Origin of the sequence: Polaromonas sp. AET17H-212, assembly GCF_002379085.1 — a bacterium.
GTDB lineage: Bacteria > Pseudomonadota > Gammaproteobacteria > Burkholderiales > Burkholderiaceae_C > Polaromonas.
In genome coordinates this window covers 76,956-91,698 of record NZ_NBZW01000019.1, presented here as the reverse complement: position 1 = coordinate 91,698, position 14,743 = coordinate 76,956, and the positions used below count along the sequence as shown (strand labels likewise).

At 68.2% G+C, this 14,743-nt stretch carries 16 protein-coding genes; 5 read left to right on the top strand and 11 right to left on the bottom strand.

The window, feature by feature from the left end; genetic code table 11:
• Positions 1-193: 193 nt before the first annotated feature.
• The 4 genes from modB to B7G53_RS15165 are packed head-to-tail and all read left to right on the top strand — an operon-like array spanning position 194 to position 2,991.
• On the top strand, positions 194-859 hold the full coding sequence (gene modB / locus B7G53_RS15180) for a molybdate ABC transporter permease subunit (RefSeq protein WP_096669159.1): 666 nt from the start codon (positions 194-196) through the stop codon (positions 857-859).
• Positions 856-2,010, top strand: a complete 1,155-nt coding sequence (locus tag B7G53_RS15175; protein WP_096669157.1) for an ABC transporter ATP-binding protein — start codon at positions 856-858, stop codon at positions 2,008-2,010. Before modB ends, B7G53_RS15175 begins: the two co-directional genes overlap by 4 nt.
• On the top strand, positions 1,953-2,537 hold the full coding sequence (locus B7G53_RS15170) for a YiiD C-terminal domain-containing protein (protein WP_096669155.1): 585 nt from the start codon (positions 1,953-1,955) through the stop codon (positions 2,535-2,537). The genes B7G53_RS15175 and B7G53_RS15170 overlap by 58 nt, the downstream gene beginning before the upstream one ends.
• Positions 2,538-2,553: 16 nt before the next feature.
• The gene (locus B7G53_RS15165; RefSeq protein ID WP_255250025.1) at positions 2,554-2,991 is read left to right on the top strand and encodes a DUF2784 domain-containing protein; all 438 of its coding nucleotides are present in this window, start codon (positions 2,554-2,556) and stop codon (positions 2,989-2,991) included.
• A gap of 96 nt (positions 2,992-3,087) precedes the next feature.
• On the opposite strand, the gene B7G53_RS15160 is transcribed toward B7G53_RS15165, so the two are convergent.
• The 4 genes from B7G53_RS15160 to B7G53_RS15145 form a co-directional block, all read right to left on the bottom strand.
• Positions 3,088-3,981: a CAP domain-containing protein gene (locus B7G53_RS15160; RefSeq protein ID WP_096669153.1), complete on the bottom strand. Its 894-nt coding sequence runs from the start codon at positions 3,979-3,981 to the stop codon at positions 3,088-3,090.
• A 113-nt stretch (positions 3,982-4,094) separates the two neighbouring features.
• A complete protein-coding gene (locus tag B7G53_RS15155) occupies positions 4,095-5,438 on the bottom strand; it encodes a (Fe-S)-binding protein (protein WP_096669151.1) in 1,344 nt (447 codons plus the stop codon).
• A complete protein-coding gene (locus tag B7G53_RS15150) occupies positions 5,435-6,115 on the bottom strand; it encodes a hypothetical protein (RefSeq protein WP_096669149.1) in 681 nt (226 codons plus the stop codon). The genes B7G53_RS15155 and B7G53_RS15150 overlap by 4 nt, the downstream gene beginning before the upstream one ends.
• 148 nt (positions 6,116-6,263) lie before the next feature.
• Positions 6,264-7,103 carry an AraC family transcriptional regulator gene (locus B7G53_RS15145; RefSeq protein WP_096669147.1) on the bottom strand — a complete coding sequence of 280 codons (840 nt, stop codon included), beginning with the start codon at positions 7,101-7,103 and terminating at the stop codon, positions 6,264-6,266.
• A gap of 74 nt (positions 7,104-7,177) precedes the next feature.
• Here B7G53_RS15145 and B7G53_RS15140 point away from each other — a divergent pair, with 74 nt between their 5' ends.
• Positions 7,178-8,434 carry an MFS transporter gene (locus B7G53_RS15140; RefSeq protein ID WP_096669145.1) on the top strand — a complete coding sequence of 419 codons (1,257 nt, stop codon included), beginning with the start codon at positions 7,178-7,180 and terminating at the stop codon, positions 8,432-8,434.
• On the opposite strand, the gene B7G53_RS15135 is transcribed toward B7G53_RS15140, so the two are convergent.
• The 7 genes from B7G53_RS15135 to B7G53_RS15105 form a co-directional block, all read right to left on the bottom strand.
• Positions 8,431-9,483, bottom strand: a complete 1,053-nt coding sequence (locus B7G53_RS15135) for a glycerophosphodiester phosphodiesterase (protein WP_096669143.1) — start codon at positions 9,481-9,483, stop codon at positions 8,431-8,433. The two genes, B7G53_RS15140 and B7G53_RS15135, sit on opposite strands and share 4 nt — an antisense overlap.
• Positions 9,484-9,520: 37 nt before the next feature.
• Positions 9,521-10,090, bottom strand: a complete 570-nt coding sequence (locus tag B7G53_RS15130) for a DNA-3-methyladenine glycosylase (protein WP_096669141.1) — start codon at positions 10,088-10,090, stop codon at positions 9,521-9,523.
• A gap of 7 nt (positions 10,091-10,097) precedes the next feature.
• Complete coding sequence (locus tag B7G53_RS15125) at positions 10,098-11,003, bottom strand: DMT family transporter (protein WP_096669139.1); 906 nt, start codon at positions 11,001-11,003, stop codon at positions 10,098-10,100.
• Positions 11,004-11,013: 10 nt separating this feature from the next.
• Positions 11,014-11,616 (bottom strand): DUF6064 family protein, encoded by a 603-nt coding sequence (locus B7G53_RS15120; protein WP_096669137.1) that lies wholly within the window; start codon positions 11,614-11,616, stop codon positions 11,014-11,016.
• 3 nt (positions 11,617-11,619) lie between these two features.
• Positions 11,620-12,519 carry an aldo/keto reductase gene (locus B7G53_RS15115; protein ID WP_096669135.1) on the bottom strand — a complete coding sequence of 300 codons (900 nt, stop codon included), beginning with the start codon at positions 12,517-12,519 and terminating at the stop codon, positions 11,620-11,622.
• Between the two features lie 70 nt (positions 12,520-12,589).
• Entirely contained in the window at positions 12,590-13,492 is a 903-nt protein-coding gene (locus B7G53_RS15110; RefSeq protein WP_096669169.1) for a sugar phosphate isomerase/epimerase family protein, read from the bottom strand.
• Positions 13,493-13,497: 5 nt separating this feature from the next.
• Positions 13,498-14,685, bottom strand: a complete 1,188-nt coding sequence (locus tag B7G53_RS15105) for a dihydrodipicolinate synthase family protein (protein WP_096669133.1) — start codon at positions 14,683-14,685, stop codon at positions 13,498-13,500.
• Between the last annotated feature and the right edge of the window lie 58 nt (positions 14,686-14,743).

Genomic DNA, 14,743 nt, shown 5'->3' with positions numbered 1-14,743 from the left:
GCCCGGCAAGGCTTTGCAACGCTGCGCATGGTCTTTTTGGCCGCAACCCGGAGGGAACGTGGTTAAAACAGCGCCACTCGTTGTTGCACTCCTAACTCAGCCGCCCAGGCTGAGCGTCGTCGCGCGCCTAGATTGGCGCTGTTTTAACCGCGTTCGCACTTGTATAAATAGTGTGAACAGGCCCTAAGCCGACATGGACTGGTCCGCCCTTTTTCTCTCGCTCAAGCTGGCCGCCGTCACGCTGGTGATCCTGCTGCCCGCCGGGGTGCTGACCGGCCGCTGGCTGGCCTACACCGGCTTTCGCGGCAAGGCCTGGGTCGAAGCCGTGGTGGTGTTGCCGCTGGTGCTGCCGCCCACCGTGCTCGGGTATTACCTGCTGGTGTCGCTGGGCGGCGGCTCGCCCATCGGGCAGTGGGCGCGGCAGTGGCTGGGGATCGAGCTGACCTTCAACTTCCTGGGCCTGCTGATCGCCTCGCTCGTGTTCAACATTCCCTTCATGGTGCAGCCGGTGCAGCGCGCGTTTGAGGCCGTGCCCCGCAATCTGGCCGAAGCCGCCGCCGTCAGTGGCCTGGGCGGCTGGCAGACCTTTCGCCGGGTGGAGCTGCCGCTGGTCTGGCCCGGCGTGTTGTCGGCCATGGTGCTGACCTTTGTGCACACGCTGGGCGAGTTCGGCGTGGTGCTGATGGTGGGCGGCAGCATCCCGGGTGAAACCCGCACCATCGCCATTGCCATCTACGACCAGGTGCAGGGTTTCAACCTGGCGGCGGCCAACCAGATGTCGCTGGCCTTGCTGCTGCTGTCGCTGCTGGCGGTCGGTTTTTCCTTTGTCGCGTCGGCCCGGCTGGTGCGTCGTCCATGAGCGCACCGGCAAGCAGGGCGCTGGTGGTCGAGGTGGAGCAGGCCCAGCCCATGGCCCTGTCGGCGCAGTTTCGCTGCGCGCCGGGCGAGATGCTGGCCCTGGTGGGGCCGTCGGGTGCCGGAAAAACCTCCATGCTGCGCATCATGGCCGGACTCATGCGTCCGGCGCAGGGGCGTGTGCTGGTGGGCGAACAGGTCTGGTGCGATACGGCCGGCGGCGTGTTTGTGCCGCCGCAACAACGCCATGTCGGCCTGGTGTTCCAGAACTACGCGCTGATGCCGCACCTGAGCGCCCTGGACAACGTGGCGCTGGCGCTGCTGCACCTGCCGCGCGAGCAGCGCCGCGAGCGGGCGCGCCACTGGCTCGACCATGTGCGCCTGACGCCCGGCCAGCAGGCGCGCCGGCCCGCGCACCTGTCGGGCGGCGAGCAGCAGCGTGTGGCGGTGGCGCGGGCGCTGGCGCGCGAGCCGGCGCTGCTGCTGCTCGACGAGCCATTTTCCGCGGTCGACCAGATGAGCCGCCACGGCCTGTATGCCTTGCTGGCCGAGCTGCGGCGCGAGCTGGACATCCCCATCGTGCTGGTCACGCACGACCTCAACGAGGCACGCCTGCTGTGCGACCAGCTGGTGGTGATGGACGCCGGGCGCGTGTTGCAGCAGGGCGCGCCGGCCAGCATCCACCGCGCGCCGCGCAACGCGCGGGTGGCCGACCTGGTGGGCATCCAGAACCGCTTTCACGGCGTATGGCTGGGTGCTGACGAGACATCGGGCGAGGCGGGCTGGGGCCTGCTGCGCTGGACCGATGGCACACCGGCGGGTGCGGGTGGCGATGGCCGCCCCACCGTGCTGCGCGTGCGCGACAAGGGCCGCCTGGAGCCGGGCCAGGCCGTGAGCTGGGTGATTCACGGCGAGGGCATTCACCTGCTCGACGCCCCGTCGCAGGCGCCCGGCGACTTCTGCGCCACCGTGGCCGAGCTGCGCCACCTGGGGGAAATCACCCTGGTGACGCTGCTGCTGGAGCCGGCCCCCGGCGCCTTGCTGCGGCTCACCTTGTCCGGACCGCAAGCGGCGCCGCTGGCCCCCGGACAACGCGTCTGTGTGCGGCTCGACCTGGCGCTGGTGCATGTGATGCCGGTGCGCAACGCCGGGTAAGCCCAGTCACCGGACGAGGCTGTCCACGGGCTGCTACGCTTTGCTTCTGGCAGACACCTGAAAGGGCACCATGTCCCCCCCGCGAACTTGAAACCTATCTCCATGCGCACATTCCGCTGTCCCGGGCCATGCAGGTCAGCGTGGTGCAGGCCGCGCCCGACGAGGTCGTGCTCAGCGCACCGCTGGCGCCCAACATCAACCACCGCGACACCGTGTTCGGCGGCAGTGCGTCGGCCGTCGCCATCCTGGCCGCCTGGTCGCTGCTGCACACGCGCCTGAGTGCCGAAGGCCTGGCCAGCCGCCTGGTGATCCAGCGCAACACCATGTCGTATGAGCAGCCCATCGTGGGCCGCTTCACCGCGACGGCCGCCGCGCCGGACGCTGAGGCCTGGCATCAATTTGTGCGCATGTTCCGGCGCAAGGGCAAGGCGCGCATCACGGTGGTGTCGGTGCTGCATTTTGCGGGCGCGGTGGCGGGGCGCCTCGAGGGCGAGTTTGTGGCGCTGGGGATGGATCAGCCGGCCTGAGTGGTTGAGTTGCCCAATGCGCGCCGATATGCCCTACCTCTTGCTCGCCGACATCGTGCTCACGCTGCATGTCGCCGTCGTGGCCTTTGTGGTGGGCGGCCTGCTGCTGGTGATTGCCGGCAACCTGCGCGGCTGGCGCTGGGTCAATGCCCTCTGGTTCCGGCTGGCGCATCTGGCGGCGATCGGGGTCGTGGTGGCCGAAACCTGGCTGGGCATGGTGTGCCCGCTGACCGCGCTGGAGATGTGGCTGCGTGCCCGGGCCGGTATGGCCGGCTACGGCGGCGGCTTCATCGAACACTGGTTGCAGCGCGTGCTGTACTACGAGGCGCCGTGGTGGGTGTTCGCCGTCGGCTACTCGCTGTTCGGTCTGCTGGTTGCGGCGGCATGGGTTCGCTTTCCACCGGAACCCCGAAGGCGGGGTGACAAACCGGAAAGCAGCAGCAGCGGACGCTAGCTCTTTATTTGATAGCTATAAACGCTTTCTGGATAAGGGCTGGTGGCGCTTTGGGTTCGCAAAGCCGGACGAGCGGCCCAGTCGCGCGGCCGTCCGTTACCTGGTCGACCCGAACACCTGTACCCAGTAGATGCCCGCGCGGCTGCTGTTGTTCACTGCAAAGGCGCTCCCCATCTCGGTGTAGTCCGGCGACATCACATTGGCGCAATGCTCGGGGCTGTCGAGCCAGTTGCGCATGGCGGCTTCGGCCTGGGTCTGGCCGGCGGCGATGTTTTCGCCAATGCGGCGCCAGTTGTAGCCGCTGTTGCTGGCGCGGTCTGCCACATGTTTGCCATCGCGGCCGACATGGTCGAAGTAGTTGTTGCGTGCCATGTCGGCGGCGTGGACAGCGGCGGCGGCCTGCAGTTTGGCGCTGAAACGTAGCGGGCGCGTCGCGGCGAAAAACTCGGTACCGCAGCGGCGTGGGCGGGCGCGGGCTTCGTTGACCAGGGCCAGCACACGCGAGCGCACGTCATCGGCCTGCGCAGCGTCGGGGGCTGAGAAGGGTGCGGCGACGACGATCCAGGTTTGGGCGGCCTGCTGGTGAAAGCCGGCTTCGGTCAGATTGGGCTGGGTGATCAGGCTGCAGGACTTGCCCAGGCCGGCCCCCGTCAACTGGGTGGCGTGACCCGGGCCGCGCAGCACGATCTGCGCCCCGCTCACCGCGCGGTAACCGGCAGTTTTCAGTGCCTCTTCCAGCCTGTCACCACCGGACAGGCGGGCGGCGGCGGCCGACAGGGCGGCGTTCTCGCGCAGGGGTGCAGCCTTGCCGGGCTGCCCTGCGCAGCCTTGCTGCCGCAGCGCGTTGATGTCGCGCAGCAGGCCCGGGTGACTGGCGCTGTCCGCCTGGGCGTGCACCTGCCCGGTGGCGGCCAGCAGGGCCAGCGCCAGACCCGTTGCGGCGCTGCGCCATGTTTCACGTGTTTTTACCAAAGTGTGGACAGAGTTCATCGGCCCATGGTAGCGGGTTACCCTTGCCAGGCGCGCCGCAGGGCTGCTTCAAGGCTGGAGCGATCCGGTCTGTCTGCGTGGATGGATGGCCTGCATGGTCCGCAAATGGCCACTCAGTGCGCCGTGTCGCCGGGCAGGTGGTCGGCCACCAGTTCGACCAGGCTGACGATGCGTGTGGACCACTGGTCAACCTCTGCGCCTTCCATGAAGTTGAGACGGCAGCTCGCGCAGGACACCACCACCGCGTCGGCGCCGGTGGCGTCGATCTGCTGGCGCTTGATCTCCCAGGCCTTGTGCCGCAGTGGCGCGGCGCGGTTGATCAGGAAGGCGCCGGCACCGCCGCCGCAGCACCAGTTGAGTTCTGCCGTGGGGGAGGTTTCCCTGAATTCCACCCCCAGGGCCGCGATCGCCGCACGCGGCTCATCGATCACGCCGCCGTGCCGTGCCAGCTTGCAGGCATCGTGGTAGGTGACGACCTGCCGGGTGTCGCCTGAACGCACCTCCAGCCGTCCGCTCTCGATCTCGCGGCCGACAAACTCCGAGGCGGCCAGCACCTCGAAGGGCAGCGGTTCGCCGCCGGGCAGCCGGGCTTCCCAGCGCAGCGCCGGGTAGGCGTGGCCGCACTCGGGCAGGATGACGGTGTGCGCGCCCACGGCCAGCGCCTCGGCGATCAGCCGCTCGCTGGCCGCCTTCTGCAGGGCTTCGTTGCCCGACAGCAGGCCGAAGTTGGCCGCCTCGAAGCCGCCGCTGCGCAGCGTCCAGCGCAGGCCCAGGTGGTTGAGGATGCGCGCCGTGGCCGCCAGCGCGTCCTGGTACAGCAGCACGTCGATAACCGTGGTGACCAGCATCACGTCGGCGGCGGGTTCGTCCAGCGGAATGGTGATGCCTTGCGCGCGCAGGGCTTCCACGGTTTTGGCGAGTTCGGCAGGGCCGACGCCGAACACCGTGCCGCGCCCGGCCTGCTCCTGAGCCACCGCCATCAGTTCCAGCGGCACCAGGCCGGCTTCGGACAGCGCCTCGCGCATGACGTTGACGCCGCGCGCGATGTTGATGCCCATGGGGCAGACCATGCTGCAGCGGCCGCATTCGGTGCACGAGTCGTACACCAGCTCCTGCCATTCCTGCAGGTCGGCGACCGTGATGTCGGGCTTGAACAGGCGATGCAGGGGCGCAAACGCCGAGGTCTCGCGCATGTGCACGCGCCGCAGCAGGTCGAGCTTGCGGGTCGGCGTGTACTTCGGGTCCTGGGTGCTCTGGTAGAAATGGCAGGCCTCGGAGCAGTAACCGCAGTTGACGCAGGACTCCAGGTCCATGGCCAGCGCACGGTCGGTTTTGCGGTGCATCACGGCCTTGGCCCGCGACAGCCGGGCGGCGTCGGTGAGGGGTTCCGGCTGCGCCATCTCGCCCAAGTGGCGGATCGCCTCCTGGAATTGTTTGAAAACGGCCATGTCGATCATGTGCGTACTCCGCGGCGGCCGAGAAAGCGGGCCAGCTGCATGCGGTTGGGCAGCACCAGAAAGGCGTGCATCAGCTTGCCGAAGGGGAACCACATCAGCAACAACTCCAGGCTCAGCAGGTGCACGGCCAACGGGCCGCGGTACAGCGGGCTGGCTTGCGCCAGCAGGGCCGACGAGGGTTCACCCACGACGGCCATGCCGGTGATCAGCGGCAGCATGGTCAGCGCCCAGGTCAGCATGTCGTCGGCGCGGGATATTTTCCTGAGCACCGGGTCGGTGAGCCGGAACAGCAGGGCGATGAGCAGCGACACGAGGGTGGCCGCCGCGGCGATGTACATCACCATGTCGGGCAGGGCCGGCCAGCCCAGGCCGGTCAGGCGGCGGATGAAGGCGATGTGCGGCGCGTAGCCGAAGAAGACCAGGGCCAGGCCGATGTGAAAGACGTAGGGGTTGACCGTCACCAGCGTGGCGCTGGGATGAAAGCCGCGGTGCGGCGCCATGCGGAAAAGGCTGGCCTTGAGTGCGTCGGTGGTACCGAAAGCCTCGCGCGCCGGTGCGGGCCGGCCTGCGGGCGCTGGCAGGCGCCACAGCGAAACAAGCCGCCATGCCACGCCGACCCCAAAAACCGCGATGGCGACCGCGAGCAGGGGGCCGCGCGCCCAGTCGAGCAAATCCATGGTGTGCTGCCTCCGCATTCAGTGAAAAGGCTCAGGCTAGCGCCCTGGTTGCCGCACTGACTTGATGCAGGTCAAGGGTGCGGCACGTGACCAGCTCAGGCCTGGCGTGCTATTGAATCAATAGCTGTTGGCGCATGTAATAAAAGGGCTAGAGCCCATTTTTATTCTGAAAATGGCTTGGCGACTGGCCCATGGCGGCCTTGAACATGGCAGAAAACGCGCTGTCGCTGGCGTAGCCGCTGGCGGCAGCCACCTGGCTGACGGGCGTGCCCCGCGCCAGCAGGGGGAGCGCATGTGCAAGGATGGCCTGCTGGCGCCACTGCTGGTAGCTGGTGCCCAGTTCTTCGCGGAACAGCCGTGCCATGGTGCGTTCGCTGGCGCCCATGTCGGCGGCCCATCCGGCCAGGGTGGCACGCTCCGACGGCGCGCGCAGTACCGCTTCGCACAGGGCGCGCAGGCGTTTGTCGCCGGTTTGCGCGTTCGGCATGGGCACACCCAGCGCCTGGGTGTCGGCACGTGTGAGTTCGTCGAGCACGAGGCCGGCCAGCCGCTGTTCACGCGCCACGCTCAGGGTTTCTCGCGGGCTGTCCAGTGCATGGATGACTTCGCGCAGCAGTGGCGACACCACCAGCACGCGGCAGCTGTCCCAGCCCGCGGGCCTGGCGCTGGCGTCGATGTACAGGGTGCGGAACTCGGCGGCCTCCAGCACATTGATGGTGTGCAGCGCGCCCGGTGCGATCCAGACTGCGCGCGAGGGCGGCACGATGTAGGTCACTTCCTCGGGCGTGGACGCGGTCACCTGCACGATGCCGGTGGCGCAATAAGCCAGCTGCGCCCAGGCATGGCGGTGCGGCTCGAAGTGGGTGTCGGCCGGCATGTTGCGGGTGCGCACCCGCACCGGCCGTTGGCGGCTCGGGACGAAGGCGCCGATGCCGTCCGCGGAGACCAGGACGGTGCTGTTTTGGGGCTGGGTGGGACGGCGTCGCATGCTTTGGCTGAAATTCGCTAAATGATGTCTTTCTGTCGCATTCAGGAATCCAGCCCGGATATTACGATAGCCGCATGAGCATCACAAGCACCGCCCCCACGCCGCCCTTGCATGCCGTCAGCCTGCGCCAGGATGCCGGGGTCATCGGCCTGGTCGGGCTGGCGCACATGATCAGCCATTTCAGCCAACTGCTGCTGGCGCCGCTGTTCCCGTGGCTGAAGGAAGAATTCAGCGTGAGCTACGCGGAGCTGGGTTTCCTGATGACGATCTTTTTTGTCGTCTCGTGCGCGGTGCAGGCGCTGTCGGGTTTTGTGGTGGACCGCTTCGGGCCCCGGCCCATCCTGTTTGCCGGCCTGAGTCTGCTGGGGCTGGCGGCCTTGGGTTATGCCGTCAGCACCAGCTACTGGATGATGGCTGCCTTTGCCGTGCTGGCCGGTATCGGCAACGGGGTGTTCCATCCGGTGGACTACACGCTGATCAACCGCAAGGTCAGCGCGCCGCGCCTGGGCCATGCCTACAGCGTGCACGGCATCACCGGCAGCCTGGGCTGGGCGCTGGCGCCGGCCCTGGTGGTGACGCTGACGTTTGCGTACTCATGGCGGGTGGCGCTGGCGGCCGCCGGCGTGCTGGCTTTTGCCGTGCTGGCCGTGCTGGTGCTGCACCGTGACAAGCTGACGATCAAAATCGTCCCGCCGGTCCAGGGCGCGCCGGCGGCCGACAGCTCGCTGGGCTTCCTGAAGATCCCGGCGGTGTGGATGTGTTTCGCCTTTTTCTTCTGCTACGCCATCGTGCTCAGCGTGGTGCAGGCCTTCGCGCCCGAGGCCGCGCGGCAGCTGCACAAGGTGCCGCTGGGCCTGGTGGCCATGTGCCTGACGATTTACATGGTGTGCAGCGCGGGCGGCATGGTGCTGGGCGGTTTCCTCGCGTCGGACCCGGCGCGCTGCGAGCGCGTCGTGGGCGCCGGCTTCGGGCTGGCGGCAGTGGTGGCGCTGTTGCTGGCCCTGGGCAGTTTTCCGGCGTGGATGGTGCCCGTGCTGTTTGGGGTCATGGGGTTTGCGTCGGGCATCGCCGGGCCGTCGCGCGACCTGCTGGTCAAACGTTCGACGCCCGACAATGCCTCGGGCCGCGTTTACGGCGTGGTCTACGCCGGCCTGGACATCGGTCAGGCGATCTCGCCGCTGATCTTCGGCGTGATGATGGACCACGGGCAGTTCCGCGGCGTGTTGCTGGGCCTGGCGCTGATGCAGGGTGTGCTGATTGCCAGCGCCTTCAATGTGCGGCGGGTGCGGCGCACGGCGCTGGCGCCGGCGCCCGGGACGGTGGCCGGCTAACGTGTCGCCGGCACCGGCACCGATACGGGGAGCAATGGCTTGAGGCCTTTGCGCCCGAGTGCTTCAAACACCCGATCCGGCCGGTCGCTGACGATGCCGTCCACCCCCAGGTCCAGCATGCCGGCGATGTCGGACGGTTCGTTGACTGTCCAGGCCAGCACCTTGAGCCCCAGTGCCTGCGCCTCTTTCACCTTGGTGGCGCTGAGGTCGCGGTGAAACGCCGACCAGCTGTGGCCGCCGGCCGCCTTGATCATTCTGGGGACCGACCCATGGTCCCGGTAACGCAGACCCGCGGTCCAGGCCGACGGTTCTGACTGGCCCTCGCCGATGTTGTCAAAGCCGCGCTGCTGCATGCTGAGGTACACGGTGGGAATGTCGGGCGCCTCCTGCTGCACGGTTTTCAGGGTGCGCCAGTCGAAGGAGAGGATGGCGGTGCGTGACGCCAGCTTCGCCTCCCGGACAGCGGCCACCACGGCGCGCGCCAACACCTCGGGGCTGGACGTGAGCTCGGGCGCCAGCGGCGACACCTTGGTTTCAATCGCAAAACGCACCTGCTCGTTGCCCGACTTTTTCACCATGTCAAACAGGTCGGACAGGCGCGGAACCCGCGCCCCGTCGACAGGGCGCTGTTCCGGGTAGAGCTTGGCGTACGCCGTGCCCGGCTTGATCCGGCCCACGTCGTAGCGGCCCAGCTCCTCATAGCTGAGGCTGGAAATCGCCGGGCCGCGCGACGCCAGGAAGCTGCCGTCCGGGCCGCGCGTGATGTCCGGGTTCAGCGTCGGGTCATGGCTGATCACCAGCACGCCGTCGCGCGTGATCGCAATGTCCAGCTCCAGCGTGCTGACGCCCAGGCGGAGTGCCAGGGCAAAAGACGCGAGGGTGTTTTCCGGCGCCAGGGCCCGGGCGCCGCGGTGGCCCTGCACGTCGATGGTGCGCTCCGCCGGCTGGGCAAGCGCAGCGGCCGGCAGGCACAGGCCGGCCAGCAGCACCAGCCGGGCGGACCAGGCCCGGGTGCGCCGGTGGTGGTGAAAAAAACGAGGGGCTCTCATGTCGTCTCCTGGTGCGAGTTCAGGGGCTGTTCGGACCTTACCACTGACGAAACGGCCGGCTCAGAAAGGGCGAGCCGGCCAGGCCGAAACGCCAGGGCTGGTCCACGGCTTTGGAAATGCCTATGCGTGGGCCGCTGACCACCTTGACCCTTGGCGGAGCGGGCAGCAGCTCGAACGGCGGTGCATCGATGGCCAGGCCGTTGTGCGCACGCGTGATGCCCAGCGCCTGGCCCACACGGCCGGGTCCGGCGCAAAGCAGCCGCACGTCGTCCAGCCCGCGCCGCGCACGCATGGTGTCCAGCCCGGCCACGGGTTCGATCGCGCGTATCAGCACGCCGGCGCCATGGCCTGCTTCGCGGCAGACGATGTTCAGGCACCAGTGGATGCCGTAGGAGCGGTACACATAGGCATGGCCGGGCGGGCCGAACATGGCGGCGTTGCGCGCCGTGGGTCCGGCAAAGCTGTGCGAGGCCGGGTCGTCGCGGTCGTAGGCCTCGGTCTCGACGATGATCCCGCCCACGCCATCGACCAGCAGCGTGGCGCCTATCAGCCGGCGTGCAACTGACGGCGAGGAGGCCATGAAATCGATGGAGGGACTGCTGCCCATGCCGTCCTCAGTCCGGCGGCGCCGCCGTGGCGGCCACGGGCAAACGCCGTTTCTCGCTGACCAGCACATACAAGCCAGAGCCAATCAGCAGCGCGATGCCGAACCAGGCCAGGGTGTTGGGCACCTCGCCCCACACCGCGTAGCCGAGGACCAGCGCAAACAGCAGGCCGCTGTAGCGAAAGGGCGCGACCAGCGTCATCTCGCCTTGGCGCATGCTGCTGATGATGAAGTAGTAGCCGCCGGTCAGGAACACGCTGGCCAGGCCCAAGAGCCCGAACTCGAAGGCGCCGAACGGCCGCCAGCCCTGCAGCAGCGAACCCACGCCCGACACCACGGTGACCGCGACCGCGGTGGCCAGCGTGATCAGGATGGACGGGATGCCGGCGTGGATGCGCCGCGTCATCAGGTCGCGCGCGGCATGGAACAGCGTGCCCAGCAGGCAGACCAGCGCCCAGCTGTTGAAACCCTGGGCGCGCGGCTGGATCACCAGCAGCACGCCGAGGAAACCGACGCCGACGGCCAGCCAGCGCGCGCCGCGCACGCGCTCGGCCATGAACAGCGCGGCGAACATCGTCATGAACAGCGGCGCCGCCAGGTTGATGGCGGTGGCGTTGCCGATGGGCAGGTGAAACAGCGAGCCGAGGTAGAGCATGGTGGCGGTCGCATCGACCAGGGCGCGGCTCGCGACCCAGCCACGCGTGGCCTCGCGCAGGCGGGCGGTGGCGCCCAGCGCATGGGCGACCGCCAGCACCAGCAGCACCGACATGGCGCCGCGGATGAAGATCAGCTGCGCGCTGGGCATGCTCTGGCTGGCGAACTTGACGAGGGCGTCGTTGGTGACGAAGCAGCCCATGGCGCCGACCATGCAAAGGATGCTGCGGCGGTTGGCGGCGGCGGACGCGGTTTGGGTCATGGCGGGGCGTTCAATTCAAAAAAGTCCAGGCTGTTGCCGCGCCCAGCAGCAGGCAGAGCAGGGGAATGGCAAAAAGCAGGGCGCGGCCCGCGCGTGAGGCCGGCTGTCCGCTGAGCAGCAGCAGGCCCAGCGTGAACAGCGCGGTCGGCTCGGGCACCAGGCCGAAGACCTCGGCCTGCACCCACGGGTGGCCGGCAGCCAGGCCCACCAGGGGATACAACAAGCCGGCCACAGCGAGCAGCCCGCCGAAACCGCGCATGGCTGTCCCGGGCGGCCGGGATGCCGGCCCGCAGACCAAGCCCGCGGCCAGCAGCAACGCAGCCTGCGCGGCAAAGGCCAGCGCCACGTACTGCGCCGCCCAGTTGATGGTGGCATAACGCTCCCAGAGGAAAGCCCAAGCCACCCACAGCCAGGCGGCCGAGAGCGCAACGGCGAGCCAGCGAAAGGCTTGTACGCGCCGGACAGCGGCCAGCCAGAGCGCGGCCAGGCCAGCCGCAAGCAGCGGCAGCTGCAGCGGCCAGAAGTCGCGGTTGTAGAGCTCGACCAGGCGCCAGTAGGTCCTGGGCGAAAACATCAGGAAGTCCGACAGCGTGTAGGTCCACCACTCCGTCATGGCTCAGAGTTTCGTCACGTGGTCGGCCAGGCGCTGGCGCAAGGCCGCGTCCGGCAGGCGGCCGCGCGCCGCACCCATGTTGTCGCGCAGGTGAGTGGGGTTGCTGGTGGCCGGGATGGCGCAGGTGACCGCCGGGTGTGAAACGATGAACTTCAGCGCAAGCTGCGCCCAGCTCCTGCCGTCGATCTCGCCGGCCCAGGCCGGCAGCGGGTGGCGCTGCAACTGGCGCAGCAGCGCGCCTTCGCGAAACGGCCGGTTCACCAGCACCGCGACGCCGCGCTCGCGCGCCAGCGGCAGCAGGCGCTGTTCGGCTTCGCGGTCCAGCAGGTTGTAGCTGAGCTGGATGAAGTCGATGCGCTGGCTGCGCATGATCTGCTCGAACTCGGCGTGGCGCCGCCCTTCGGAGGTGGTGATGCCGACATAACGCAACTGCCCCGCGGCTTTCATGGCCTGCAGCAGCGGCAGCTGCTTTTCCCAGGCCAGCAGGTTGTGGACCTGCAGCAGGTCGAACCGCGGTACCTGCCAGAGCTTGCGCGAGGCCTCGATCTGCGCGGCGCCATCCGAGGAGGTCCAGACCTTGTCGGCCGAAAATACCTTGGGCTGGGCCCGGAGCTGCTGCAGCGCCTCGCCGATCACGCCCTGGGCGGAGCCGTACATGGGCGAGGAGTCAATCAGCCGGCCGCCGGCCGCGAAGAACTGCCGCATGACCTCGGTGCACTGATCACGTGCGACACGGTCGTTGCCGACGTTGAAGGTGATCCAGCTGCCGAGGCCGACCACCGGGAGGGGCTCGCCCGAGGATGGAATGGGTTTGGTGAGGAGGGTCGGCTGAGGCGGTGATTGCGCCCGCGCGGCTCCCGCACCGAGTGCAGGAACAAGTCGCAGGAGCGCGCGGCGTCTCATGGCTGGACCGTATCACATGGCGCGCGCGTGGTGGGGCGATGACACACAAGCCCTGAAGGGAAACCGGGCTTCAGACCGCGCTGCGGTGCCTGGCAATGCAGGTGTCCAGCACCTTGCCGCCGTCGCGCTGCCACCAGTTGCCGGCGGAAAAAATCTCGACCTCGCTGTAGCCGGCGAAGCCCTGGGCCTCCATCCAGCCGCGGATGCGCGGGATGTCGATGACGCCGTCGCCCATCATGCCGCGGTCTTCGAGAAGGTGTGTCGTCGGTGTCAGCCAGTCGCAGACGTGGAAGGCCATCAGCCGGTTTTTGCCCGCGCGCTTGATTTGTGCCTCGAGTTTCGGGTCCCACCAGACGTGGTAGACGTCCACCGCCACGCCCAACGCGGCTGGCTGCGTTTTCCCGTCTTCGCCGCTGCGCGCCGGATCCAGCGCGTCGCAGACATCGAGCGCCTGCTCCAGGGTGTTGATGCAGGCGCGGTCGGCAGCGTACATCGGGTGCAGCGGCTCGATGGCCAGCGGCATCTGGCTGGCCCTGGAATACTCCAGCAGTTCGGCGATGCCGTCGCTGACCTGGCTGCGCGACAGCGCGAGGTCCTTGTGCGCGGCCTGGCCGGCCAGCGCGCCGGGCAGACCGCCGACCACCAGCACCAGGCAGGCGGCGTTCAGTTCACAGGCTTCGTCCACCGCGCGGCGGTTGTCGTCGTGCGCTGCCTTGCGGCCGGCCGCATCCACCGCGGGGAACATGCCGCCGCGGCAGTAGCCCGACAGCTGGAGCCCGTGGGTCTTGACGAGTTTCGAGATGGCCGGCAGACCGGCGGCCGCCACCTGGTCGCGCCACGGCGAGATCGCCCGGATGCCGCGCTGCACGCAGGCTTCGATGATGTCGGTCAGCGGCTGTTCGACGCCGCGGCTTTTGCGGACGGTCGCGGTGTTGATGGAGAGCCAGCGGTGGTCGGCGGAAAAGTCGCGCATGGACATCAACCCTCGACGCCATGCAGCGCCAGCAGCGTTTTCATGCGTTGCGTCGCCAGGTCGGGCTTCTCGAGCAGGTTGGCCGCATCGGCCAGCCGGAACAGCTCGGCGAAGTGCTGCAGCGAACGTGTGCTCTGCTGGCCGCCGACCATGGTGAAGTGGCTCTGGTGGCCATTGAGCCAGGCCATGAAGACCACACCGGTTTTGTAAAAACGCGTGGGTGCGGCAAAGATGTGGCGCGACAGCGGCACCGTGGGGCCGAGGATGGCGTGGAATTTTTCCACGTTGCCCTGTGCCAGTTCGCCCAGCGCGGCGCTGGCGGCCGGTGCAATCGCGTCGAAGATGCCCAGCAGCGCATCGCTCCGGCCGTGGAACAGCTCGCTGCCGAAGCCGTCGCCGGCGATCAGCTCGGCGTAGTTGAAGTCGTCGCCGGTGTACATGCGCACGCCGGCGGGCAGGCGCCGGCGCATGGCGATTTCCTTGTCCTTGTCGAGCAGGGAGATCTTGATGCCATCGACCTTGTCCGGGTGCGCGGCGATGATGCCCAGCGCCGTGTCCATGGCCTGTTCGACATTGCTGCTGCCCCAGTAGCCGGCGAGCGCCGGGTCGAACATCTCCCCCAGCCAGTGCAGCACCACAGGCTGTTTGGCCTGGCTCAGGATGCGGTCATACACGCGTTCGTAGTCCGCCGGGCTTCTGGCGACACGGGCCAGCGCCCGGCTGGCCATGACGATGAGTTTTCCGCCGAGCTTTTCGATCGCCGCCATCTGTTCTTCGTAGCCGGCAATCACCTCGTCAACCGTCTTCACGTTCTCCAGCACCAGGTGGTCGGTGCCGCAGCCCGAGGCGACGAGTGCGCCCGGCACGTCTTTGGCGGCGTCGAGCGAACGGCGGATCAGCTCCAGCGAGGTGGGCCAGTCCAGGCCCATGCCGCGCTGCGCCGTGTCCATGGCTTCGGCCACGCCCAGGCCCAGCGACCAGAGGTGGCGGCGGTAGGCGATAGTGGCGTCCCAGTCCACCGCGCAGTTGATCCAGGGATCGACCCCGGCCAGCGGGTCGGCCACCACGTGGGCGGCCGAATAGGCGATGCGGTTGAAGGCCACGCCAGCGGTGGGCTTCACCGGTGTGCTGCCTTGCAGCGTGTAGGGCAACAGGCCGCCTGCGGCAACCGGCAGGGTCAGGGTCAAATCCATGGAATCTACCTTTTTATATACAAAATATGCCTCCCGCCCTTATTTGACGGGCGCAAGA